At 68.0% G+C, this 23005-nt stretch carries 26 protein-coding genes; 7 read left to right on the top strand and 19 right to left on the bottom strand.

Going from position 1 to position 23005, the window contains the following annotated elements:
- Positions 1–2: 2 nt before the first annotated feature.
- The 5 genes from msrA to pabB form a co-directional block, all read right to left on the bottom strand.
- Positions 3–677 (bottom strand): peptide-methionine (S)-S-oxide reductase MsrA, encoded by a 675-nt coding sequence (gene msrA / locus SAMIE_RS20190; protein WP_066696680.1) that lies wholly within the window; start codon positions 675–677, stop codon positions 3–5.
- Positions 661–813, bottom strand: coding sequence for a hypothetical protein (locus SAMIE_RS23495; protein ID WP_162849102.1), 153 nt, complete (start codon positions 811–813; stop codon positions 661–663). Before SAMIE_RS23495 ends, msrA begins: the two co-directional genes overlap by 17 nt.
- A 358-nt stretch (positions 814–1171) precedes the next feature.
- Positions 1172–2374, bottom strand: coding sequence for a pyridoxal phosphate-dependent aminotransferase (locus SAMIE_RS20185; RefSeq protein WP_066696677.1), 1203 nt, complete (start codon positions 2372–2374; stop codon positions 1172–1174).
- A gap of 117 nt (positions 2375–2491) precedes the next feature.
- Positions 2492–3115, bottom strand: a complete 624-nt coding sequence (locus SAMIE_RS20180) for an aminotransferase class IV (RefSeq protein WP_066696674.1) — start codon at positions 3113–3115, stop codon at positions 2492–2494.
- A 32-nt stretch (positions 3116–3147) separates the two neighbouring features.
- Complete coding sequence (pabB, locus tag SAMIE_RS20175) at positions 3148–4326, bottom strand: aminodeoxychorismate synthase component I (RefSeq protein ID WP_066696671.1); 1179 nt, start codon at positions 4324–4326, stop codon at positions 3148–3150.
- Between the two features lie 92 nt (positions 4327–4418).
- Here pabB and SAMIE_RS20170 point away from each other — a divergent pair, with 92 nt between their 5' ends.
- A complete protein-coding gene (locus SAMIE_RS20170; RefSeq protein ID WP_066696883.1) occupies positions 4419–4796 on the top strand; it encodes a DUF983 domain-containing protein in 378 nt (125 codons plus the stop codon).
- 3 nt (positions 4797–4799) lie between these two features.
- Here SAMIE_RS20170 and SAMIE_RS20165 read toward each other — a convergent pair whose 3' ends face one another.
- Entirely contained in the window at positions 4800–5237 is a 438-nt protein-coding gene (locus tag SAMIE_RS20165; protein WP_066696668.1) for an acyl-CoA thioesterase, read from the bottom strand.
- Positions 5238–5414: 177 nt separating this feature from the next.
- Between SAMIE_RS20165 and SAMIE_RS20160 the strand changes: the two genes are divergently transcribed.
- From SAMIE_RS20160 to SAMIE_RS20150, 3 genes are all read left to right on the top strand, one after another.
- Entirely contained in the window at positions 5415–6650 is a 1236-nt protein-coding gene (locus SAMIE_RS20160; protein ID WP_066696665.1) for a YceI family protein, read from the top strand.
- A 68-nt stretch (positions 6651–6718) separates the two neighbouring features.
- Entirely contained in the window at positions 6719–7087 is a 369-nt protein-coding gene (locus SAMIE_RS20155; RefSeq protein ID WP_066696662.1) for a Rap1a/Tai family immunity protein, read from the top strand.
- Positions 7088–7211: 124 nt separating this feature from the next.
- Positions 7212–8582, top strand: coding sequence for a class II 3-deoxy-7-phosphoheptulonate synthase (locus SAMIE_RS20150; protein ID WP_066696661.1), 1371 nt, complete (start codon positions 7212–7214; stop codon positions 8580–8582).
- Positions 8583–8624: 42 nt separating this feature from the next.
- Here the strand turns inward: SAMIE_RS20150 and SAMIE_RS20145 are convergent, their stop codons facing one another.
- The 5 genes from SAMIE_RS20145 to SAMIE_RS20125 are packed head-to-tail and all read right to left on the bottom strand — an operon-like array spanning position 8625 to position 13146.
- Positions 8625–9794 (bottom strand): glycosyltransferase, encoded by a 1170-nt coding sequence (locus SAMIE_RS20145; protein ID WP_066696659.1) that lies wholly within the window; start codon positions 9792–9794, stop codon positions 8625–8627.
- Positions 9795–9797: 3 nt separating this feature from the next.
- Positions 9798–10298 carry a DUF2141 domain-containing protein gene (locus SAMIE_RS20140; protein WP_066696650.1) on the bottom strand — a complete coding sequence of 167 codons (501 nt, stop codon included), beginning with the start codon at positions 10296–10298 and terminating at the stop codon, positions 9798–9800.
- Positions 10295–11242: a hypothetical protein gene (locus SAMIE_RS20135; RefSeq protein WP_232037322.1), complete on the bottom strand. Its 948-nt coding sequence runs from the start codon at positions 11240–11242 to the stop codon at positions 10295–10297. The genes SAMIE_RS20140 and SAMIE_RS20135 overlap by 4 nt, the downstream gene beginning before the upstream one ends.
- Positions 11239–12402, bottom strand: a complete 1164-nt coding sequence (locus SAMIE_RS20130) for a glycosyltransferase (RefSeq protein WP_083952348.1) — start codon at positions 12400–12402, stop codon at positions 11239–11241. The genes SAMIE_RS20135 and SAMIE_RS20130 overlap by 4 nt, the downstream gene beginning before the upstream one ends.
- Before the next feature lie 6 nt (positions 12403–12408).
- Positions 12409–13146, bottom strand: coding sequence for a DUF2334 domain-containing protein (locus SAMIE_RS20125; RefSeq protein WP_066696648.1), 738 nt, complete (start codon positions 13144–13146; stop codon positions 12409–12411).
- Between the two features lie 263 nt (positions 13147–13409).
- On the opposite strand from SAMIE_RS20125, the gene SAMIE_RS20120 reads away from it, so the two are divergent.
- Complete coding sequence (locus SAMIE_RS20120; protein ID WP_066696646.1) at positions 13410–14480, top strand: endonuclease/exonuclease/phosphatase family protein; 1071 nt, start codon at positions 13410–13412, stop codon at positions 14478–14480.
- Between the two features lie 44 nt (positions 14481–14524).
- Positions 14525–15280, top strand: a complete 756-nt coding sequence (locus SAMIE_RS20115) for a YncE family protein (protein WP_066696644.1) — start codon at positions 14525–14527, stop codon at positions 15278–15280.
- A gap of 7 nt (positions 15281–15287) precedes the next feature.
- Here the strand turns inward: SAMIE_RS20115 and SAMIE_RS20110 are convergent, their stop codons facing one another.
- The 3 genes from SAMIE_RS20110 to SAMIE_RS20100 form a co-directional block, all read right to left on the bottom strand.
- Positions 15288–15716 carry a TIGR01244 family sulfur transferase gene (locus SAMIE_RS20110; protein ID WP_066696867.1) on the bottom strand — a complete coding sequence of 143 codons (429 nt, stop codon included), beginning with the start codon at positions 15714–15716 and terminating at the stop codon, positions 15288–15290.
- Positions 15717–15897: 181 nt separating this feature from the next.
- A complete protein-coding gene (recQ, locus tag SAMIE_RS20105) occupies positions 15898–17670 on the bottom strand; it encodes a DNA helicase RecQ (RefSeq protein ID WP_066696642.1) in 1773 nt (590 codons plus the stop codon).
- A gap of 224 nt (positions 17671–17894) precedes the next feature.
- Positions 17895–18215, bottom strand: coding sequence for a hypothetical protein (locus tag SAMIE_RS20100; RefSeq protein ID WP_066696640.1), 321 nt, complete (start codon positions 18213–18215; stop codon positions 17895–17897).
- A 36-nt stretch (positions 18216–18251) separates the two neighbouring features.
- Between SAMIE_RS20100 and SAMIE_RS20095 the strand changes: the two genes are divergently transcribed.
- Positions 18252–19376, top strand: coding sequence for a serine hydrolase domain-containing protein (locus SAMIE_RS20095; RefSeq protein ID WP_066696638.1), 1125 nt, complete (start codon positions 18252–18254; stop codon positions 19374–19376).
- A 57-nt stretch (positions 19377–19433) separates the two neighbouring features.
- Here SAMIE_RS20095 and SAMIE_RS20090 read toward each other — a convergent pair whose 3' ends face one another.
- The 5 genes from SAMIE_RS20090 to fabI all read right to left on the bottom strand — a co-directional run bounded on the left by SAMIE_RS20090 (position 19434) and on the right by fabI (position 22998).
- Complete coding sequence (locus SAMIE_RS20090) at positions 19434–20219, bottom strand: PhzF family phenazine biosynthesis protein (protein ID WP_066696636.1); 786 nt, start codon at positions 20217–20219, stop codon at positions 19434–19436.
- A gap of 322 nt (positions 20220–20541) precedes the next feature.
- Entirely contained in the window at positions 20542–21615 is a 1074-nt protein-coding gene (gene aroC / locus SAMIE_RS20085; protein ID WP_066696634.1) for a chorismate synthase, read from the bottom strand.
- On the bottom strand, positions 21612–21965 hold the full coding sequence (locus tag SAMIE_RS20080; protein ID WP_066696632.1) for a DUF2442 domain-containing protein: 354 nt from the start codon (positions 21963–21965) through the stop codon (positions 21612–21614). Before SAMIE_RS20080 ends, aroC begins: the two co-directional genes overlap by 4 nt.
- Positions 21958–22188, bottom strand: a complete 231-nt coding sequence (locus SAMIE_RS20075) for a DUF4160 domain-containing protein (protein ID WP_066696630.1) — start codon at positions 22186–22188, stop codon at positions 21958–21960. Before SAMIE_RS20075 ends, SAMIE_RS20080 begins: the two co-directional genes overlap by 8 nt.
- Before the next feature lie 3 nt (positions 22189–22191).
- Positions 22192–22998: an enoyl-ACP reductase FabI gene (fabI, locus tag SAMIE_RS20070; protein WP_066696629.1), complete on the bottom strand. Its 807-nt coding sequence runs from the start codon at positions 22996–22998 to the stop codon at positions 22192–22194.
- Positions 22999–23005: the final 7 nt, after the last annotated feature.

Here is a 23005-nt window from a genome sequence, read left to right as displayed (position 1 = left end):
TGTCAGGCGGACGGGCGATCCCGATAGAGGTCGGGGAACATCGCCTTCAGCGCCGCCAGCTTGGGTTGATCCCAGCGCATGATATAGGGATGGCGCGGGTTGTCCCGCATGAAATTCTGATGATCGGCGGCGGCGTCCTGAAAGCCGGTGAAGCGTTCCACGCGGGTCACGATGGGGTCGCGCCACAGCCCGGCCTTGCCGAGTTGCGCCAGATAGGCGCGGGCTGCCCTGTCCTGCTCCGCATTCAGGGGGAAGAGCGCGCTGCGATACTGGGTGCCGTGATCCGGCCCCTGATAGTTAAGCGTGGTCGGATCGGCGACGACCGAGAAGAAGACGCGCAGCAGCGTGCCGTAGCTGACGACCCTGGGATCGTAGGTGACGCGCACCGATTCGGCGAAGCCCGTGTCGCCGCCGCTCACCGTGTCATAATCGACGCGGCGGTCTTTTGGGCCACCGGCAAAGCCGGAGACGGCGAGGTGAACGCCCTTCACATGGGAGAACACGCCTTCGACGCCCCAGTAGCAGCCGCCCGCAAAGACGGCGGTTTCCAGCTTGCGGGTCGCGGCGGCGTCGATGAGCGGCGCGGGCGCCTGAACCACGCGTTCGGCGCGCGCTGGCGCCGCGACGGCGAAGGCCGCCGCCAGCGCGGTGAGGAGGAACCTAGCGGGCGGCTTCATGGGTCTGCGTCGCGGCGACGGCGGTAGTGCCGAACATCGGCGGGTCGCTCGGCTGGAGCGCGAACATGGCGACCGCACCGATCGCGAACCCGCCCAGAAAGCGCAGGAACAGGTCGGATTTGAGGAACGCCTTCATGGCCAACGCCTTTCTTACTCTTCTGCCGGTCATGCCGGCCCCGGCTAGCACCGTCGCCCTTGCCCCTGACTGAACGGTCGGCGCTGCGGCAGCAGCTTTCGACCAGCGACAAGGAGAGATCGACGAATGGGGCCGGATTAATTCAGTTTCTCTTCGCAACGGGCATATAAAGCCTGCCACGCCAATCGCAAGACGGCGCGGCGGGAAAAAGACCGTTTCGCATTCTGGCCGTTCCCGCTTAACTTCGCATATTTCCCGCAAGTTTTGACATATTGTTTCCCACTCCGGTCATTTCCGGAAAGCGGTGGCAACAATATGGGTCTCGGGCGCGACGTAGGACAGGCGCGGCCTGCCCCGCTCATTTGAGCGCGGCGCATGCCTCCTGAATGCGGGTGCACGCCTTCTTGAGCACCTCGTCCGAGGTCGCGTAACTGATGCGGAAGGCAGGCGAGAGGCCGAAGGCCGCGCCATGGACCGCCGCGACCTTCGCCTCGTCGAGGAAATAGCCGATCAGCGCTTCGTCGCTGTCGATCAGCGCGCCCTTGGGCGTCGTCTTGCCGATGACGCCGCTGGCGTCGGGATAGACGTAGAACGCGCCTTCGGGCGTCGGGCAGTCGAGGCCCGGCGCGTCGTTCAGCATCGCGACGACCATGTCGCGGCGCTTCTTGAACACGGCGTTGCGGTCTTCGAGAAAATCCTGCGGGCCGGTAAGCGCGGCGACTGCGGCGGCCTGGCTGATCGAGCAGGGATTGCTGGTCGATTGCGACTGGAGCTTGCCCATCGCCTTGATGATCCACTCCGGCCCGCCGGCGAAACCGATGCGCCAGCCGGTCATCGAGAAGGCCTTGGAACAGCCGTTGACCGTCAGCGTGCGGTCATACAGTTCCGGGCACACCTGCGCGATGGTGGCGAAGGGGGTGGGCGCATACCAGACATGTTCATACATGTCGTCGGTCATGACGAGCACATGCGGGTGGCGCAGCAGCACGTCCGCCAGCGCCTTAAGCTCGTCCGCCGAATAGGCCGCGCCCGAAGGGTTGGAGGGCGAGTTGAGCATCACCCACTTCGTGCGCGGGGTGATCGCGGCGTCGAGCTGCGCCGCGGTGATCTTGTAACCCTGGCTCGCCGGACCTTCGATGAAGACGGGCGTGCCGCCCGCGAAGTTCACGATGTCGGGATAGCTGACCCAGTAGGGCGCGGGGATGATGACTTCGTCGCCCGAGTCCACCGTCGCCACCAGCGCGTTGAACAAAGTGTGCTTGCCGCCCGAGTTCACGCTGATCTGGCTGCGCTTGTAGGCAAGGCCGTTGTCGCGCTGGAACTTGAACATCACCGCTTCCTTGACGTCGGCGGTGCCGTCCACGTCGGTGTAGCGGGTCAGGTTGTTGCGGATCGCGGCGATGCCCGCTTCCTTGACGAAATCGGGGGTGTCGAAGTCCGGCTCGCCTGCCGAAAGGCCAATCACGTCCACGCCTTCGGCTTTGAGCGCGTTCACGCGGGCGCTCATGGCGAGCGTGGCGGACGGCTGGATACGGCCCAGGGCTGCGGAAGTCTGGCTCATGGCAACAATCTTTCTGTAATATCCCCACGGTCCGCAACATGAGCGGACGCGACGCCCCTTAGTGCGCAACGGCGGGAGGGGCAACCGGCCAGATGGCAGTCAGTGGATTTAGGGTCGTCAGTGCGCGAGCGTGGCGGCGACCATGCCGCGCGCGGCGTTGCCGAGGAAAAAGCCGCGCTCCAGATCGGCGACGCGCAGGTCGCCCTCCACCGCTTCGCCGATGTCGAGCAGGCTCTGGCGCAACACGCCCGGCAGCGCGCCGCGCGACAGGGGCGGCGTCACCAGCTTGTCCCCGCGCTCGACGAACAGGGTGGAGAAGCATCCTTCGGCCAGATAGCCCTCCTCGTCCTTCAGCAGCACTTCATAGGTGCCGCCGCGTCGCAGGGCGTCGCGGTAGACGCTGCGGTCGGTGGTCTTGTGACGGAGGCGCGGATCGCTGGCGGCGGCGTTGCGCGGCACCACGGCGACGGGCAGGATCGCATGCGGCCAGGTGCGGTGTTCGCGCACCTCGATCGCCACCGATCCGCGGCGCGACACGAGCAGGCGCACCCGGCTCTTTTCGCGCAGGCGGAAGGTCGCGGCCTGAAGTTCGTTGCGGACATCGTGCCGGTCGAACGCGAAACCCAGCGCATCGGCGCTCGCCTTCAACCGCGCGAGGTGCAGTTCCAGCAACCTTACCCCGTCCATGGGATCAAACGCCATCGTCTCAAGCAGGTCGAACCGTCCGTCAGCCAGCGCCATGGCAACCCTTATGTTCTCTTTCACCCGTCACATCAGGGACACAGGAAGCGCGCCTTTGCGAGGCACTCCGCCCATTCGGCCACGCCATCGGAGTCCGCCACGATGCCGGACCCCAGGCCCAGGCGGCCCGTCCCTGCCCCTTCTTCGACGCAAATGGTGCGAATGGCAACATTGAAGGCGGCGTCGCCTTCCGGGTCGATCCACCCCATCGCGCCGGTATAGGGGCCGCGCGGGAAGGGTTCGACCGCGTCGATGATCTCCATCGCCCGCACCTTGGGCGCGCCGGTGATCGAGCCGCAGGGGAACAGCACGCGCAGCACGTCGACGGGCGAAAGGCCGGGCAGGATTCGCGCGCGCACGGTCGAGACGAGCTGGTGCACGGTGGGATAGGTTTCGACCCGGAAGAGATCGGGCACGGTGACGCTGCCCGCCACGGACACGCGCGACAGGTCGTTGCGCAGCAGGTCGACGATCATGAGATTTTCCGCGCGCTGCTTGGGATCGAGCGCCAGCTCGCGGGCGAGTGCGGCGTCCTCCTCCGCCCCCGCCCCGCGCGTCGCGGTGCCCTTCATCGGCCGCGCGGTGAGCTGCCCGCGCACCTGCGTGAAGAAAAGTTCGGGCGAAAAGGACAGGAGGCTGTGCGCGCCGGTGCGGATCACCCCGCCATAGCCCGCCGCCGCGCGCGGACGGATCGCGGCGTAGAGCGCCAGCGGATCGCCCGACAGCGGCACGTCGCAGGGAAAGGTCAGGTTCGCCTGATAGATGTCGCCCGCGCGGATATAGTCCTGCACCCGGGCGAAGGCGGCCAGATAGGCGTCCTGCCCGATCAGCGGGCGGAGCGCGCCCACGGTCACGCTCGCGGGATCGGGCAGCAGCGCGGGCAGCGTGTCGGGCGCGATCAGCCGCACCCCTTCGAACAGGCCGAACCACAGGAGCGGCGCGCCGCCGGTGTCGCGCCGCCGCGCAATAGGCGCGAGCCGGGGTTCCAGCGCGAGGCCCGCCTCATAGGACAGGAAGCCTGCGATATGCAGCCCGGCGTCGCGCGCTTCGGCAAGGCGGTCGAGCGCGGGCTGCACCTCCGCCGCGCAGGCCGCCGCGACGATGCCGACCGGATCGCGATAGAGCCGCGCTTGCGCGGCGCGCGTGGGGGCGGCAGCGACGCGCGCATCGTCGAACAGGCAGAAGGCTTCGGACGGTCCGGGCAAACGCATGGCGCTTCTTAACAGGCTTTGGTCGGGGCGAAAGGGGCATGGCCGCGCAATATCGGGTTGCGTGGCCGGGCCTGTCCTCCTACCGCCGCGCCATGACCGATCCCGCTCCTGCCGCCGAACGGCCGCTTGGCCCCGCCATCGCCCACGGGCTGCGCGGGCGGTGTCCGGCATGCGGCGAGGGGCGCATGTTCACCCGTTTCCTGAAGGTCGCGCCCGCCTGCCCGCAGTGCGGCGAGCGGCTGGACCTGCATCAGGCGGACGATTTTCCCGCCTATGTCGTGATCCTGGCTCTGGGCCATATCCTCGTCCCGCTGATGATCGAGGTGAACGCCGCGCTCGCCATTCCGCTGGGCTGGCAGGCGGCGATCTGGCCGACGCTGGCGGTGGTGCTGGCCGCCGCGATGATCCAGCCGGTCAAGGGCGCGGTGGTCGCGCTCCAGTGGAGCCGGAGGATGGCGGGCTTCGCCTGATCCCTATTCGGGCTGGCGCAGGAAATTGAGTTCCATCGCCTCGCGCAGCGTCTCGTCGATCACGCGCCGTCCTTCCGCGCCGTGCGTCACCACGGTCGTGTCGGCGGTGGCGACGCACACGCCCTTCTGGAAACCCGCCGAGCTGATCGTCCAGCTCGTCCGCCCGATATGGCCGATCGCGCAATGGATTTCGAACGGATAGGGAAAGTGCGATTCCTCGATGAAGTTGAGCGTCACATTGGCGACCAGCCAGCGCACGCCCTGTTCCTGCGGGTGGCGGCCCAGATGATGATGGAAGCGGATGCGCGCGGTTTCGAACATGCTGGAAATCGCGACATTGTTGATGTGGCCCATCGTGTCGAGATCCTGAAACCGCGTGTCGATGCTGGTGACGAAGCGGTAGGCGTCGGGGTGCAGCCGCCAGGATTCGGGTTTGGCCATGTCCTGTCTCCGGTGATGAGCGTGCCCTGCTCTGGCGCGCCGCTGGCGATGATGCAATTCGCATGCGCAAAAAATGACGCCACTGCGACCTTTAGGCCACATAGGGCGGCGCGGCTGGACTTGGAAGGCCGCGCCGCATAGTTTCGCGTCTGCACCGGATTTTTCGAAAGGCCGCCCATGCCCCGCTACAGCCGCATCGCGATATTCCTGCACTGGACCATTGCGGCGCTGCTCGCCTTCCAGATCGCGGTCGGATGGGGGCTGGAGGATCTGGGCGCGCGCGGCTTCCACCTTTATCAGTGGCACAAGTCGGTCGGTATGTTGATCCTCGCCCTGACGCTGGTGCGGGTCGCCGTCCGTTTGACCAAACCTCGCCCGCCCAAGAGCGAGGGCGGTTGGCAGGGCGCGCTGGCGACGGGCGTGCATGTCGGCCTCTATGCCTTCATGCTGGGCGCGCCGCTGACCGGTTGGGCGCTGGTGTCGACCGCGAAGGTCAAGGTGCCGACCCTGCTGTTCGGCGTCCTGCCCCTGCCCCATCTGCCGCTGCCCGCCAGCGCGCACGAATGGGCGGAAGACGGGCACGGGGTGATCGCGTGGATCGGCATTGCGCTCTTCGCGCTGCATGTCGCGGGCGCGGTGCGGCATCATTTCCTGATGCATGACGGCCTCATATGGCGGATGATTCCGGGGCGCTCGCCTGCGCTGCTGGTGCTGCTGCCCGCGCTTCTGCTGGCGGGTTTCGTCGCGGGGCGCGCGATCCTGCCGGCGGGGGGCGAGGAGCGTGCGCCGACGCCCGCCGCTGCGCCAGTGACGAACGAAGCGGAAGCAGTGGAGGATGCCGCGCCCGCCAACGCGGCCACCGCCGACAACAGCAGCGCCGCGAACGCCAGCGAAGCCGCGTCCGAAACGCCGGTCGGCCCGCCGCCTGCATGGACGGTCCAGCCCGGCGGGCGCATCGGCTTTTCGGTCGGCAATGGCGACGAAACGATCAGCGGCAGCTTTTCGAAATGGACCGCGAAGATCGTGATGGACCCCGACCATCCCGAAAGCGCCGACATCGCGGTCACCATCGACATGGCGTCCGCCAGCGTGGGTGACGCATACAAGGACGGGATGCTGCCGGGCGACGAGTTTTTCGCCGCCGCCGCCCATCCGAGCGCGACCTTCACGGCCAAGGGCGCGCAGGCGACAGGGCCGGGCCGCTACAAGGCCAGCGGCACGCTCAGCCTCAAGGGCGTGACGAAGCCGCAGACGATCCGCTTCACCCTGTCGGGCAGCGATGCGGTGCGCAAGGTGACGGGCAGCGCCACGGTCGCGCGCGCGGCGTTCGGCGTCGGCAATGGCGACAGCAGCACCAGCCTTGCCCCGCAGGTCGCCGTGACCTTCGCCTTTTCGGCAAAGCGCAAGGACTGAAGCCGGACAGGCGCGGTTCATCGGAGGGCGACTAAGGGCGCGTTCTTATAGAAAAGGGATCGTTCGCCATGCGCTTCTTCGCCGCCGCCGCTCTGGCCGCCGTGCCTCTGCTGGCCGCTCCGGTTCCGGCGCAGGGGCAGGGGCAGGGGCAGGCGTTCATGTTCGAGACGGGCACCACCCTGCTCGCCAAATGCCGCAACAGGGCGCCGGGCTATGACCTTGCCTGCACCGCCTATATCGTCGGCGTGGTGGACGGCATCCGCAAGGACATGTTCATCGGCCGCGCGCGCCCGGTGTGCTGGCCCGACCGCATGACCGCCGACGAGGCGCGCCGCACCGCCGTCGCCTATCTCGAACGCTGGCCCGACCAGCGCAAGGGTCCGGCGTCGGTGCTGGTCAGCGTGGCGCTGAACGAGAAATGGCCCTGCCGGAATTAGGCGATGCCGATCACAATGATCGGGAATGTTCATTGCGCGAAACGGTGCGATGACGCCTATAAACTTGCCTTGGCGCCACTGACCGCGTAGGTGCGCCCCCTATTTTATGTGAAGGAGACTCGACGTGGCGGCGAAGTGGACGCCGGATAGCTGGCGCAGCCAAAAGGGCATCCAGATGCCCTTCTATCGGGACGCGGAGGCGCTGGCCTCGGTGGAGACCCAGCTCAGCCAGTTTCCGCCGCTCGTCTTTGCGGGCGAGGCGCGGCATCTGAAGGCCGATCTGGCCAAGGTCGCGGCGGGCGAAGCCTTCCTGCTGCAGGGCGGCGACTGCGCCGAGAGCTTTGCCGAGTTCCACCCGAACAACATCCGCGACACGTTCCGCGTGCTGCTCCAGATGGCGGTCGTGCTGACCTTTGCGTCGAAGCTGCCGGTGGTGAAGGTCGGCCGTATGGCGGGCCAGTTCGCCAAGCCCCGCTCGGCCGACACCGAGACCATCGGCGGCGTCGAGCTGCCGAGCTATCGCGGCGACAATGTGAACGACATCGCGTTCACGGCGGAAGCGCGCGAGCCGGACCCGGAGCGGATGGTGCGCGCCTATAACCAGTCGGCGGCGACGCTCAATCTGCTGCGCGCCTTTTCGACGGGGGGCTATGCCAGCCTCGACCGGGTGCATGGCTGGATGCTCGATTTCATGGGCCGCAGCCCATGGGCCGCCAAGTTCGAGGCGATGGCCGACCAGATCGGGCAGGCGCTCGACTTCATGCGTGCGTGCGGGCTGGATGCGGAGAGCGTGCCGCAACTGGGGGGCACGAGCTTCTACACCAGCCACGAGGCGCTGCTGCTGCCGTTCGAGCAGGCGCTGACCCGGCAGGATTCGCTGACAGGCGACTGGTATGATACGTCCGCGCACATGCTGTGGATCGGCGACCGCACGCGGTTCGAGGGCAGCGCCCATGTCGAATATCTGCGCGGGATCGGCAATCCCATCGGCATGAAGTGCGGCCCGAGCCTTGAGCCGGACGCGCTCATCCGCCTGCTGGACGTCCTCAATCCGTCGCGGGAGGCGGGACGGATCACGCTCATCACCCGCTACGGCCATGACAAGATCGAGGCGGGCCTGCCGAAGCTGGTGCGCGCGGTGCTGCGCGAAGGGCATCCGGTGGTGTGGTCGTGCGACCCGATGCACGGCAACGTCATCAAGGCGGCGAACGGTTACAAGACGCGGCCTTTCGACCGAATCCTCGCCGAGGTGCGCGGCTTCTTCGCCGTGCATCGCGCGGAGGGGAGCTTCGGCGGCGGCATCCATGCGGAAATGACCGGGCAGAACGTCACCGAATGCACCGGCGGCGCCATCGCCATCACCGACGAAGGGCTGGCGGACCGCTATCACACCCACTGCGACCCGCGCCTCAACGCGGCGCAGTCGCTGGAGCTGGCGTTCCTCCTCGCCGAAATGCTGAACGAGGAACTGAAGGAACGCCGCGCGGCGGCCTGAAATGACGGGAGCGGCGGCGCGATTGCCCGCGCCGCCGCCCTCTCACGCGGCGATACGGCGCATCGCCTGCAAGCCGGCATAGGTGGCGAACAGCTCGTCGAAATGCGCGTCCATCGTGCGCACGGCGGGCGCGGCTGCGGCGGCTGCGGCCCGCGCCTCTTCCCGTAGCGCAATGAAGTCGCGGATCGCCTGCGCCATGCTGTCGGCCTGTGTCGCTTCGTAACGGAAGCCGCCGTCCCGCGCCTGATCGGACGCGCCGCCCTGATCGGGCACGATCACCGGCAGGCCGCTGGCGCGCGCTTCGGCGGCGACCATGCAGTAGGTTTCCGCCTCGCACCCGTGGACCAGCGCGTCGGCGCTGGCCAGCAGTTCGGCGAGCGTGTCGCGCCGGGTGATGGGCGCAAGAAGCTGGATGTGGGGATTATTGTCGGCCGCGCGCACCACCCGCGCCCGGTCGCGCCCGTCACCCACCAGCACGAGGCCGATGGGGCTGTGATAGCCCGCCGACGCCGCCGCCTCGATCACCATGGGCCAGCGCTTTTCGGGCGCATGGCGGCCCACGCCCAGCAGCAGCGTCGCGTCGGGGCCGAGGCCGCAGCGCGCCAGCAGCCGGGCGCGCAGGGCTTCGTTGCGGTGGCGCGGATGGAAATGGCCCGGCTCCACCCCCATGGGCAGCGTCGCCACCCGGTTGAGGCTGCCTTCGCGCAGCCGGTCCGACAGGCTGTCGCTCGCGCTCACCACCAGATCGAACTGCGCGTCGAGCCGGCGCAGGTGCCGCCAGAACCAGTCGAACCCCCGGTCGATGGCGCGGCGGCTCAGCACCGGGCCGAACCAGCGATAGGCGTAGGCGGACAGCGGATCGGCATGCATGATGAGCGCGCGCGGCGCATCGCCCCGCCAGCGTGCGACCATCGACGCGCTCGCCCAGGGCGAGGAGGCTTCCACCATGTCAGGGCGCAGCCGGTCGAGCATCGCGTGGAGCGAGGCTTCGTCGTCGAAATAGCTGTAGCGCCGGTCGAGCGGAAAGCGGCGCGCGGGCATCATCACGATCCGCCCGCCGCCCTGCGCTTCCACCACCCCGCCATTTTCGGAGGGCGCGAGGATGACGATCTCATGCCCCGCCGCCGCGCCCGCCGCGAGTTTGCGCTCGACATAGGTTTTCACACCCCCGCCCTGCGGCGCATAGAGGGCGCAGACATCGACGATCCGCATCGCTCACTTCTCCAGCGGGCCGAAGGAAAAAAGCCCCCGGCGATAGTTGACGGTGATGGTGGTGGGCGTGGGGCCGCTGCCGACCGGGGCGCTCGCCTGCGCGGCCCTGGGCTTCGACCAGCCGAGCTTCGGGTTGCCCGCAAAGCCCACGCCGTCGACCGACAGGGCGAATTTATGGTTGCCGTCGCGGTCGTGCAGCAGGCTGAGCGCATAGGTGCCTGGGCCGGGCGCGCGGATGCACATTTCGACGCGGCCTTCTTTCGGCACGGCCATCTCGACGCGGCGGAAGGGCTTGCCCGCCGCGATCAGAACATTGTCGTCGGCGAGGAAATCGCTGTCGTTGGCGGGGTAGAGTTCGAGCTTGAGGAGACCCTGCCGGTCCTTGAGACCTTTGACCTCCACCAGATAGGCGGGGCCGCGCTCGTCGGGGCGGCACCGCCCTTCCGCCTTGCCGAGATCGGGCGTGGAGGCGAGCGCGGCGGCGATCAGCAGCATGGGGATCATGATCCGGCTCCTTCCCGGGTCAGGCCGCTGACGCCGAGGCACAGGCCGACGAGCAGATGGGTGACGAGGATCAGCGAGGCCATCAGCGCCATCGCCGACACGATGTCATTGTCCCGCCCGATCAGGAATGCGGCCATGCCCGCGAACACGACATCCTTGTTGGGCAGGAAAGGCAGGCGGGAGAGCAATTGCCGCAGCGTCGCCAGCAGCACCCACCAGGTGAGGCCGACCGCGGGCAGCATCATGTGCCACATCACGGCGGCGAGCAGATTCTTGCCCACGATCCGCAGCATCTGGATGCCGAACACGACCGTGAGTTCGCGTCGCGGCAGGCTGAACAGGCGGCGGCGCAGCAGCAGGGCGAAGGCCGACAGGGCGAAGACGAACAGGATCGAACCGCCCACTTCCCAGCGGTTGAAGCCCGCATCGACCGCGCCCAGCAGCGGCCATGCCAGCGCCACCATAAGCAGCGTCACGATATTGCCGCCCAGCGCGGAGAGGATCGCGACATCCTTGATCGCGCCGAACGGGGTGTTGGTGACGGTCGCGTGGCGGCGCGCCCAGGCGTAGAAATAGACTTCGCCCAGATAACCGAGCAGCAGTTCGTTGCTGATCATCTTGCGCATCAGCGCGGCAAGGCCTTCGCCGGGGATCGACCAGAGGCGGCGGAAGATCACCCATTCGGACACCGGCCCGGCGAGATAATAGACGGCATAGACCGCCCAGAAGGCCACCGACGCGGGGAGCAGCGCCCATAGCTTTGCCGGTTCCACGTCGCGCAACTGGGTGAAGGCGACGATCAGGATCATCAGCGACACGACCGGCCCCGCCCAGCGCGTCCAGTTGTTGCGCCCGCTCGCGATCAGGGGCGCGGGATCGAAGCGCTCGACGGGGATGCCGCCCGATGCGGGGGGCGGCGGGAGGGCGGCGGTTTCGCTGGTCATGAATGGCTCGGCAGGGAGGGCGTGTGGAAGGGCGCGCGCACGGGCGCGGTCGAGGAGGCGGTCATTTCGGCGAAGAGTTTCAGATAGGCGGGCGCGGCGTCCTCGATGGTGAAGCGGCAGGCCCGCGCCCGCGCGGCATCCCGGTCGGCGCAGGGGCGCAGCCGTCCGATCTCCTGCGACAGGGCGTCGAGGTCGCCGGGCGCGACGATGCTGCCCAGCCTCCCATGGTCGAGCAGCGGCCGCATCGCCGCGCTGCAATCGGTGGCGATGACCGATATGCCCGCCGCCAGCGCTTCGAGCACGACGCCCGGCACGCCTTCGTAGCGGGAGGTGAGGAGCAGCGTGTCGCGGCGGCGCAGCAGCATCCCGCCGTCGGGCACATGGCCGGTAAAGGTCACGCGGTCGGCGATGCGCAGGCGGCGGGCGAGCCGCTGCAATGCGCCCCGTTCCGGCCCGTCGCCGACGATGAGCAGACTGTCCCCCGCCCGCGCGCCGAGCGCGAAGGCGCGCAGCATCAGCGGCAGGTTCTTCTGCCGCGCGAGCCGCCCGACGGCGACGAAGCGGCGTCCGTCGCCCGGCGCGGGACAGGCGGCGACATGGTGCAGCCGGTCGACCCGGTCACGCGACAGGGCGGGCGAGGCGATCACCGCGCTCGTGCCGGGACGCGGGCGGACGAACCGCGCGACCTCCCGCTCCAGCCCCGGCGCCATCGCGACGACACGGTCGATGCAGCGCCCCTGCACCAGCAGCCACAGGCGGTAGAAGAGCCGGGCGATCCACGGCATGTCGGCGCGCTCAAGATCGTTGCTGATCTTCATGAGGACGGGGGGACAGCGCGATCCGAGCAGCAGCTTCATCGCGACAGCGACCACCGCATAGCTGTTTCCCGCGCAGAACAGCGCGTCGGGACGCTGACGCCGGATGACGGCGGGCAAGGTCGCGATCATCCACAGCGTCTCGCACCAGCCGATCGGGAACGGCGGCGCGGGCGGCCCTTCATAGGAGAGTCCCTGCGCCAGTTCGGCGCGCAAAGCGCCATCGCTGCGTCCCATGAAGAGCGGTGCTTCGACGCCGCTTTGCCGCCAGTGCCGCACCAGCCGCAGGGCGACGCGCTCAACCCCGCCCGGCTCGAAACTGTGGAGGAAGGTGAGGATGCGCATGTTGCGTCAGGCCGCCAGCAGGTCGCCGTAGCGGGCGGGCGCATGGGTGCGCCTCAGCCGGGCCAGCGTCCGGTCGATGCTGGCGAGCAGCGCGGGCCGATGCGCGTCGCCGGGATGCACCGCCACGCGCGCGACCGGCGTGCGGGCGAGCAGCGGCGGCAGCAGGCGCGCGGCCAGCAGCGAAGAGGCGATGCGCGCCGGGCTGCGGCTCGCCCAGGTGACGACCGGGCCGCGCGCGAGCACCCGACCCGTAGGCGCGTGCCACACTTTCATATGATCTTCCGCCAGCGCAAAGCCGCTCTCCCGCAGCGCGCCGAGCGCAGGCGCGCCGTAGAGCCATGCGGGGGCGATGAAGCCCGCGACGGGCCGTCCGATGATGTCTTCGATCAGGGCGCGGCTATCCGCCATGCGCTGCGCCGCCTCCTGCGCGCCGAGTCCGAGGAACTCGCCCTCCCCCGCCGTCATGTGGCGCGCCTTGAACCGGGACAGTCTGTCGTCATGGGTCGCCATATCCTTGTGGAACCAGCCATGGGCGAACATGGTGACGCCAGCGTCGGCCCATTGCCTCAGTCGGCGGGCGAAACAGGGGTTGCCGCCGATGGGGTGCGCGCCCCAGTGATCGGGCACCACCAGCATGGCGAGCGCGGCGGGTTGGACATGGGCGGCGACATGAGCGACCAGCCGGTCGACCTCCTCCTCGAAGCGCGGCCCGACATCATGGATGGATAGGAGCAGTCTTTTCATGACAGGCCTGCGTCAGTCGTCCGATCACGCGGCCTATGATGAGCGGCTGTGACCTCAATATGACAGTGACGCTAATCCTTTGACCCTGCCGTCATCAACCATTCTATTGTTACAAATTTTTCACCAAACGATCATCCTACTTACATGGCGCACTATTTAGATGGATGATTACAGTATTCGACTTCATCATTTCATAAAAACGCCATTTCACAGAAGTGTTTCTGTCCAATTCCGCAGCTAGGCAGCGCGCGGGGGATGAAGATATGCGCAGGCTTTCGGGAACAGTGATTTTCGCCGCCATGGTGGCGCTCGCCTCTTCGGGGTCGGGGCGGGAGGAGGCGCGGCGTGGATGGTCGCCGCCGCAGACCGCCGCCGTCGATCCGGGTGCGCTGAGCGTCATGACCTATAATGTGGAAGGGCTGCCCTGGCCGGTGGCGCGGGGGCGCGGGGAGATGCTGGAGCGGATCGCGGCGCGGCTGCGCACGATGCGGCAGGCAGGGCGGCAGCCGCATGTGGTGCTGTTGCAGGAAGCCTTCTCCGCCGAAGCGCAGGCGCTGGCCCGGTCGGCAGGCTATGCCCATGTCGCGATGGGACCGGACGCTTCGCTGCGCACGCCGCTCCGCGCCGATGCCGCCGATACCGCCTTCATGGCGCAGGCGCGGTGGGCGAAGGGCGAGGATATGGGCAAGCAGGTCGGCAGCGGCCTCATGATCCTGTCGGACTATCCGATCGTCGGAACCGACCGCATGGCCTATCCCGACTTTGCCTGCGCGGGTTATGACTGCCTCGCCAACAAGGGCGTGCTGATCGCGCATCTGTCCGTGCCGGGCGCGGGCGTGGTCAGCGTGGTCGACACCCATCTCAACAGCCGCGCCGCGACCGGCGTGTCGGTCGCGCGCGCCAACCGCGCCTATCAACGGCAGATCACGCTCATGGCGCAGTTCGTCCGGGCGGCGGTGCCGGGCGACCGGGCGCTGGTGATCGGCGGGGACATGAACCTTGGCCACGACCCGCGCCGCCTGGCCGCCTTCTTCGACGGATTTTCCGGCGCGGGCCTGCGCTTCATCACACCGGCGATGAGCGGCACCTATCAGGCGCTGGCGAGCGGCGGCAGGACGCGCGACCTTGTGCGCGCGGCGCGCCATGCGAAGGACTGGCTGTTCGCGCGGGCGAGCGACGGGGAGCCGATGCGGGTCGCGGGGGCGGAGGTGCCGTTCGGGTCCGAACCCGATGGCGGGCAGCTTTCCGACCATATGGGCTATGTGATCCGCTATGCCAGGCCTGCGCCGGGCGGGGTTCGCCTGGCCAGCAACGAGCTGCGCGCCGCGCGCTGACGCGACATCGAACCGTAGCCTGCGCGGGGTAACGCTTTCCGCCTATGATGCCTCTATTGCTCCTCGCCCTTTCCGCGCCGGTCAGCCTGCGCCTGCCCGCCCCCGAAGCGCATCAGGGCGCGGCGTCCGACGGCGCCTATGTCTATGCGGTCGACAATGACCGGATCGGCAAATATCGCATCGCGGACGGCAGGCGGGTGGCGCAGTGGCAGGGCGAACGGCGGCTGTTCCCGCACATGAACAGTTGCACCGTGGCGGGCCGGGAACTGGTCTGCGCCGCGTCCAACTATCCCGCCGTGCCGCAGACGAGCGCGGTCGAGTTCTTCGATACGCGCACGCTGCGCCATGTGCGCACGGTGAGTCTGGGCTTCGGGCCGGGATCGCTGACGGCGATGGACCGGCATGGCGGCAAATGGTGGGCGGTGTTCGCCAACTATGCGGGCAGGGGCGGAGAGCCGGGACGCGACACGCGCCATACGCTGCTGGTGCGGATGGACGACGCCTTCCGGCAGGAGCAGGCCTGGACTTTCCCGGCCGAGGTGCTGGAGCGGTTCGCGCCGTTCAGTTGTTCCGGGCTGAGCTGGAGCAGGGACGGGCGGCTCTATGCGACCGGGCATGACCGGCCGGAGATGTATGAACTGGCGCTGCCGGAGGCGGGATCGCAACTTGAGCTGCGGCGCATCGTCGGCATCGCGTCGGCGGGGCAGGCTATCGACTGGGACCCCAAGGTGCCGGGCCGCCTCTGGTCGATCGACCGGGCGAAGGAAGAGATGGTGGCGAGCGCGGTTCCCGCCGGGTGACGCGGCCTTATTGCGGCTTCAGCGTATCCATGATCTGCCGCACCGGGGCGATGTCATAACCCGCAGCCGCCGCCTGCGCCGCCAGCACATCGGGATGGTCCCCGGCGCGCGCGCGGGTCAGCGCCCAGAGCAGCGTGCTGCGCGTGCCGGAGCGGCAATAGGCGAGCATCTTGCCGCCCTCCGCCTGTTCCAGCGCGCCCGCCATGCCGTCGAGCTGCCACGGGGCGAAGCCGCCATGCGAGACGGGCACGGCGACATAGGCGATTCCCGCCTCCTTCGCCGCTGCCTCGATTGCCGCGCCGTTGACCTGCCCCGGCTCCTCGTCATCGGGACGGTTGTTGACGATGACGGTCACGCCCTGCGCCTTTGCCTCGGCCACGTCCGCGACGCTGATCTGCGGGGATACGAGCAGGCGGTCGGTGAGCTTGCGGAACATCATGGCTTCTCCTTGTGCGCCCGAGCCATGCCTTGCGCGGGCGGCGGTTTCAAGCCGGGCGGCTTAACTTCGCATATTTCCCGCACATTTGCGCATTTCATATCCTATCGGCGCAAGATTATTTCCCTCACCCCTCCCCCGCCTCCTTCGGTTCTGGTGCCGGGACGGCGGGTAGGACAGATCAGAGAAACGGCCGGATCGCGGCGAGGAAAGCGTCGCCATAGGCGTCCAGCTTCTTCTGGCCGATGCCGCTGATGTGGCTCATGTCGCGGATCGAGGCCGGGCGCTGCTCGGCCATTTCACGCAGCGTCGAATCGTGGAAGATGACATAGGGCGGCACCCCCTGTTCCTGCGCCAGTTCGCGGCGGCAGGCGCGCAGCGCGTCGAACAGCGGATCGCCGACCGGGTTCGCGTCCGCGCCCCGGCGTGCATTGCGTCCGCGTCGTTCGCGTTTGGGGGCCAGGAGGATGCGCACTTCTTCCTCTCCGCGCAGGATCGGGCGGGCGTTGGGGCCGAGCATCAGGCCGCCATGCTCGGTCGTTTCCAGCGCGTCGCGCACCAGCAGAGCGCGCTGGACCGGGCGCAGCAGCGCGGCTTCGTCGCCCATGACGATGCCGTGGACGGAGATGCGGTCATGGCCGCGCTCGCGCACCTTGTCATTGGGCGCGCCGGTCAGCACCGCCTCGATATGGCCCGCGCCGAAGCTCTGGCCGGTGCGGTAGACGGCGGAGAGATATTTGCGCGCGGTTTCGGTCGCATCGACGCTGGCGGGCGGAGTCAGGCAATTGTCGCAATTGCCGCAGACGGGCGGCGGGTCTTCGCCGAAGTGGCGCAGCAATATGGCGCGGCGGCAGGTGGCGGTTTCGACCAGAGCGCCGAGCGCAGCGATGCGCGCGCGCTCCCCGGACTGGCGCGCGGGTTCGAGTTCGGCGATGCGCAGGCGGGCGCGGGCGAAATCCTCCGCCCCCCAGAAGAGATGCGCGACCGCCGGTTCGCCGTCGCGGCCCGCCCGGCCCGATTCCTGATAATAGCCCTCAATCGACTTGGGCAGGCCGGCATGGGCGACAAAGCGCACGTCGGGCTTGTCGATGCCCATGCCGAAGGCGACGGTGGCGACCATCACCATATCCTCGCTGGCGATGAAGGCGGACTGATTGCGGGCGCGCACCGCCGGGTCGAGGCCGGCATGATAGGCGCGCACCGGGCGGCCGCTGCGCCCCAGCGTTTCGGCGAGCTTTTCGGTCGCGGCGCGGGTCTGGGCATAGACGACGCCCGGCCCCTTTTCCTCGGCAAGCAGATCGGCAAGCTGGCGGGTGAGGCCGTCGCGCGGATGGACGGCGTAGCGGATGTTCGGGCGGTCGAAGCCCGAAATGATGAGGCCGTCCTCCGGAATGCCGAGCTGAACGAGGATGTCGCGGCGGGTGTGCGCATCGGCGGTGGCCGTGAGCGCAAGGCGCGGCACCTGCGGAAACTCGTCGAGCAGCGGGCGCAGCAGACGGTAGTCGGGGCGGAAATCATGGCCCCATTCGGAGACGCAATGCGCTTCGTCGATGGCGAAGAGCGCGATTTTCGCCGAGCGCAGCAGGTTGCGGAACCCCTCCCCGCTCGCCCGCTCCGGGGCGACATAAAGGAGGTCGAGGTCGCCATTGCGCAGCCGGTCCTGCGTCTCGCGCCAGTCGGCGTCGACGCTGGTGAGGCTGGCGGCGCGGATGCCCACGGCCTGCGCCGCGCGGAGCTGATCGTGCATGAGCGCGATGAGCGGGGAGACGACGACGCAGCAGCCGTCGAGCGCCACGGCGGGGAGCTGATAGCAGAGCGACTTGCCCGCGCCGGTCGGCATGATGGCGAGCGTCGGCTGCCCCGCCATGACGCGCCCGACCACCTGTTCCTGCACCCCGCGAAAGCCGGTGAAACCGAATATGTCGTGGAGAAGCGTGGAAATGTCGCGCGGCATGGGCCGGGCCTTAGCGGGGGATGTGGGGCGGAGCCAGCCTTTAAGCCCCGCCCCCGGAGCGGAGGGGCCGATGTTGGAATTTCAAAATATGACAGGCGGAGTCCGGGTGCTTTGTTTCCGTCACCCCGGCCTTGAGCCGGGGTCCCGCTGTTCGTTCCTGCCTTCCGCAAGAAGCGGGACCCCGGGTCAAGCCCGGGGTGACGATATTGCACAACGGTGATAGATCAATCGGCAGGATCGAGGAGGCAGCCCCAGCCGGGTTTGAAGCGGGCGGTGCGGCTGGCGAGCAGGGGGACGCTGGCGCGGACCGCCTTGTCCTCCGGCACGTCCTTCAGCCGCACTAGCGCCATGCCCGGTTCCCTGTCACCGGCGCAGCTCGCCATCTCCCGCCCCTCGACATAGCGGCAGGAGCAGGCGATGCGCGCGCCATAGGCGGCGCCGAGCCTGGCGCGCGCATTGAGCGTCGGCCCCGCACAGGCGAGCAGCCCGAACAGGATGAGGGCGAGCAGCCCCCCGCCGATCCACCATTTGCGTGTCGCCCTCATGGCGCTGTTTCCCGCTATGCTATATGCCGCCGGCTTATGCAGATCGACAGTCGAATCGTAAAGCGCCTTGGCATCGGCGCGGCGCTGATCGCCATGGTCGCAGCGGGAACGCTGGCCGGGCGGGCGCAGCAGGCGGGCGAGCCGCTCTATCGCGTGTCGGGCGAAGCGGTGGTCCCGGCATCGGCGCTGCGCGGGGCGATCGACCCGCTGTTCGAGGACAGCGCGATGGGCGAGACCCGCGCGCTGCTGGTGATGCGCGACGGCGAAGTGGTGGCGGAACGCTATGCGCCGGGCTTCGGGCCGGACACGAAGCTGCTGTCCTGGTCGATGGGCAAGAGCGTGACGGCGGCGCTCGTCGGGCTGATGGTCGCGGACGGACGGCTGGCGCTGGACGCGCCGGCGCCGGTTCCGGCATGGCGCCAGCCGGGTGACCCGCGCGGCGCGATCACGCTGCGGCAGTTGCTGACGATGACATCGGGCCTCGACCATGTGGAGGATGGCGAGCCGGTAACGGACGGCGATACGGTGAGGATGCTCTTCATGGACGGCGCGCGCGACATGGCGGCCTTTGCCGAAGCCAAGCCGCTGGCGCATCAGCCGGGGTCGGCATTTTCCTATTCGACCGGCAACACGCTGATCCTCGCCGACCTGATGACGCGGATGCTGACGAACAGCGACGATCCCGACACGCGGCGGCGGGCGATGCAGGGCTTCATCGACGGGCGGCTGAAGGCGCCGGGGCAGATCCCCAGCCTGACGGTCGAATATGATGCGCGCGGCACGATGATCGGCGGCAGCATGATGCATATGACCGCGCGCGATTATGGACGCTTTGGCGAACTGCTGCGGCGGCGCGGGCGCGGGCCGACCGGGCACCAGATATTGCCCGAAAAGTGGATCGACATGATGACGACGCTTTCGCGCCGCAACGCCGCCTACGGGCTGCATGTCTGGCTGAACCGTGAGGGGCCGGGCAGCGCGCTGATGCCGGGGCAGGCGCCCGCCAGCCTGTTCGGCTGCGTCGGGCATGGCGGGCAATATATCCTCGTGTCGCCATCGCAGCGGCTGACGGTGGTGCGCATCGGCCTGTCGCCGACGAAGGAACAGCGGCAGGCGGTGCGCGGGGCGCTGGCGAAGCTGGTGGGGCTGTTTCCCGGCTAGGCTTTTGTTTGTCGCATTTTCCGAGCCAGCAGATGATGCCATCTGCTTTGAACATGCTCAGAGAAGGAAGCGGCCCTCGATCACGGTGCGGCAGGTGCCGGTCAGGATGACGCGGTCGCCGTCGAGCCGGCAGCCGAGCCACCCGCCGCGCGCCGACACCTGATGCGCGCGCAGCGACGCCCGCCCCAGCCGCTCCGCCCAGAAGGGCGTCATCAGGCAGTGGGCCGAGCCGCATACCGGGTCTTCATCGACGCCGCCGCCCGGCACGAAGACCCGGCTGACGAAATCGCTATCGGTCCCCGGCGCGGTCGCGATCAGCATCACATTGCCATGCGACCGGAGCGCCGCGAAATCGGGATCGAGCGCGCGGATCGCGGCTTCGTCGGGATAGAGGAAGAAACTGTAGCCGCCCTCGCGCCAGTAGGAGGCGAGCGGCGCGCCGCCGAGACCCGCAGCGAGATCGGGCAGCGGCTTTTCCGCCATGGTCCATGCAGGAAGCGAGAGCGCATAGGCGTCGCCGTCGCGGGTGACGGTCAATATGCCGGACTGGCGCGTGCGGAAGCGGATGGCGTCGCCCTGCATCAGCACATGCCCGCTCGCCAGCGTCGCATGGCCGCAGAGCTTCACCTCGACCGCAGGGGTGAACCAGCGCAGGGCATAGTCCGCCTCGGGATCTTCGGGCGTGGGGATGGTGAACGCGGTTTCGGAGAGGTTGTTTTCCGCCGCGATGGCCTGCAGCGTCGCATCGTCGAGCCAGCGGTCGAGCGGCATCACCGCGGCGGGATTGCCGGCGAAAGGCGCGTCGGCGAAGGCGTCGACCTGCGTGAAGGGAAGCGAAGGCATCGGGCATATCCTCTGGTTGCGCGCCCCTGATGCCGGAGCGGCACGCACATCGACAGGGCCAGATGGCGGACAAAGGACGGGAAACAAAGGGGCCAGCCCTCGTGACAAGGACTGGCCCGCTGTTGCGGCGATCAGGGGACGCTTTGACCGTCAATCCATGCTTTTTAATCGCTGCGTTTTCAGGAAAACGCAGGGACGCATGGTGACGCTCCCCAGGCTTACGCTCTGCCGCACGCCCTCCCGCGGGCGTTGAACGTCATCTTATCGTAACAGGCCTGAGTCGTCTCGCGCTTTTACCGCGCCCGCGCGTCGGTTCGGCGCGTCAGCCGCCGCATTGCGCGCGGTGGAGCAGCTTCTGGTCGGCGAGGACCAGCGCCATCATCGCTTCGACCACCGGCACGCCGCGAATGCCCACGCACGGGTCGTGGCGGCCCTTGGTGATGATGTCGGACGCTTCGCCCTCCCGCGTGACGGTTTCAACCGGGATGAGGATGGAGCTGGTGGGTTTGAAAGCGACGCGCAGCTTGATCGGCTGGCCGGTCGAGATGCCGCCCGCGATCCCGCCCGCATGGTTGGCGAGGAAGACCGGGCTGCCGCCATCGCCGGGGCGCATGGGATCGGCATTCTGCTCGCCGCGCAGCCGCGCTGCGGCAAAGCCGTCGCCGATCTCGACGCCCTTGACCGCGTTGATGCTCATGCACGCGGCGGCAAGTTCGCTGTCGAGCTTGGCATAGAGCGGCGCGCCCCATCCGGCGGGCACGCCGGATGCGACGCATTCCACCACCGCGCCGAGCGAGGAGCCGTCGAGGCGGGCGGCATCGACCAGCGCTTCCCAGCGTTTCGCGGCTTCAGGGTCGGGGCAGAAGAAGGGGTTCTCGCCGATCTGCGACGGGTCGAAGTTCGCAAAGTCGATGGCGTCGCCGCCGATCTCGCTCACATAGGCGAAGATGTCGACTTCGGGGATGACCGCGCGGGCGACCGCGCCCGCCGCGACCCGGCTCGCCGTCTCGCGCGCCGAGGAACGCCCGCCGCCGCGATAGTCGCGAAAGCCATATTTGGCGTCATAGGCATAGTCGGCGTGTCCGGGACGGTAGGCCTTGGCGACCTCCGAATAATCCTTCGAGCGCTGGTCGGTATTTTCGATCATCAGGCTGATGGGCGTGCCGGTCGTCTTCCCCTCGAACACCCCGGACAGAATGCGCACTTCATCCGGTTCGCGGCGCTGGGTGGTGAATTTCGACGTGCCCGGCCTGCGCAGGTCGAGCCATGGCTGGATGTCGGCTTCGCTCAGGGGCAGGCCCGGCGGGCAGCCGTCCACGACCGCGCCGATGGCGGGACCATGGCTTTCCCCCCATGTGGAAAAGCGGAAGACACGTCCGAAGCTGTTGAAACTCATTCTGCCGCTTCACTATTCCAGTCGGGACCAAAGCGCTCCGCCATGTAGCGGGCGCTGCCGAAACGGCCCGCCATCAGGCCTTCCACGGTCAGATCGGCATCCAGTTCTTCCCAATGCAGGCCGAAACCTGCGCCAGCGACCTCCACCGCCGCCAATTGGTCGGGGCCGGCATGCTCCAGCCCCTGCGCCAGCGTCGCAGGAAAGGAAAAGGTCGCGCCGCTGACCAGATCAATCACGATATGGCCGCTTGCGCGATCATAGCGCGCCGCGCGCGCGCGCGGTTTGACCACAAGGTCATGCTCGCCACGCCGGACGGCCTCCTCGAACTGGGCCTGGGTCAACTCACCCATGGATGTCATTCCACCTTTCGATCAACATATCGCGCTTTTCTCTCACGATTGCGAGAGCGCGTCGACTCTCGCGTGCCGTGGCTCCGACGACCCGGACGACACCGATGTCGCCCGTCAGCGCAATCTTGGTCTCGCCATCGCCGAACACATGGACATGGGGCGGCGGATGGTCGTCTGTATAGATGACGACGCGAAGATTGCCGACGCGCCAGACCGTTGGCACTGCCTACCTGTCCAGCGCGATGTCGGGGGCGTCTTCGGCCTTCATGCCGATGACGTTGTAGCCTGCGTCGACATGGTGGATTTCGCCCGTCACGCCCGATGCGAGGTCGGACAGGAGGTAGAGGCCCGCGCCGCCGACATCGTCGATGGTGACATTGCGGCGCAGCGGCGAGTTCAGTTCGTTCCACTTGAGGATATAGCGGAAATCGCCGATGCCGCTGGCGGCCAGCGTCTTGATCGGCCCGGCGGAGATGGCGTTGACGCGGATATTTTCCGGTCCCAGGTCCATCGCCAGATATTTGACGCTGGTTTCCAGCGCCGCCTTGGCGACGCCCATGACGTTATAGTGCGGGATGACCTTTTCCGCGCCATAGTAGGACAGCGTCAGAATGCTGCCGCCGTTCGGCATCAGCGCCCGCGCGCGCTTCGTCACGGCGACGAAGCTGTAGGCCGACACGTTCATCGTCAGCAGGAAATTGTCGAGGCTGGTGTCGACATAGAGACCGCGCAGTTCGTTCTTGTCGGAAAAGCCGATGGCATGGACCACGAAATCGAGCGTGCCCCAGCGGCTTTCGATTTCCGCGAAGGCGGCGTCGAGCTTCTCCATGTCGGTGACGTCGCAGTCGATCAGGAAATCGGAGCCGAGCTGCTCCGCCAGCGGCTTGACCCGCTTGCCCAGCGCTTCGCCCTGATAGGAGAAAGCAAGGTCAGCGCCGTGCGCATGAAGCTGCTGGGCGATGCCCCAAGCGAGCGACTTGTCGTTGGCCAGCCCCATGATGAGACCCCGCTTCCCTGCCATCAAGCCTGTCATATCGTCG

Origin of the sequence: Sphingobium amiense (assembly GCF_003967075.1) — a bacterium.
GTDB lineage: Bacteria > Pseudomonadota > Alphaproteobacteria > Sphingomonadales > Sphingomonadaceae > Sphingobium > Sphingobium amiense.
This window is presented reverse-complemented; position numbering and strand designations above follow the sequence as displayed.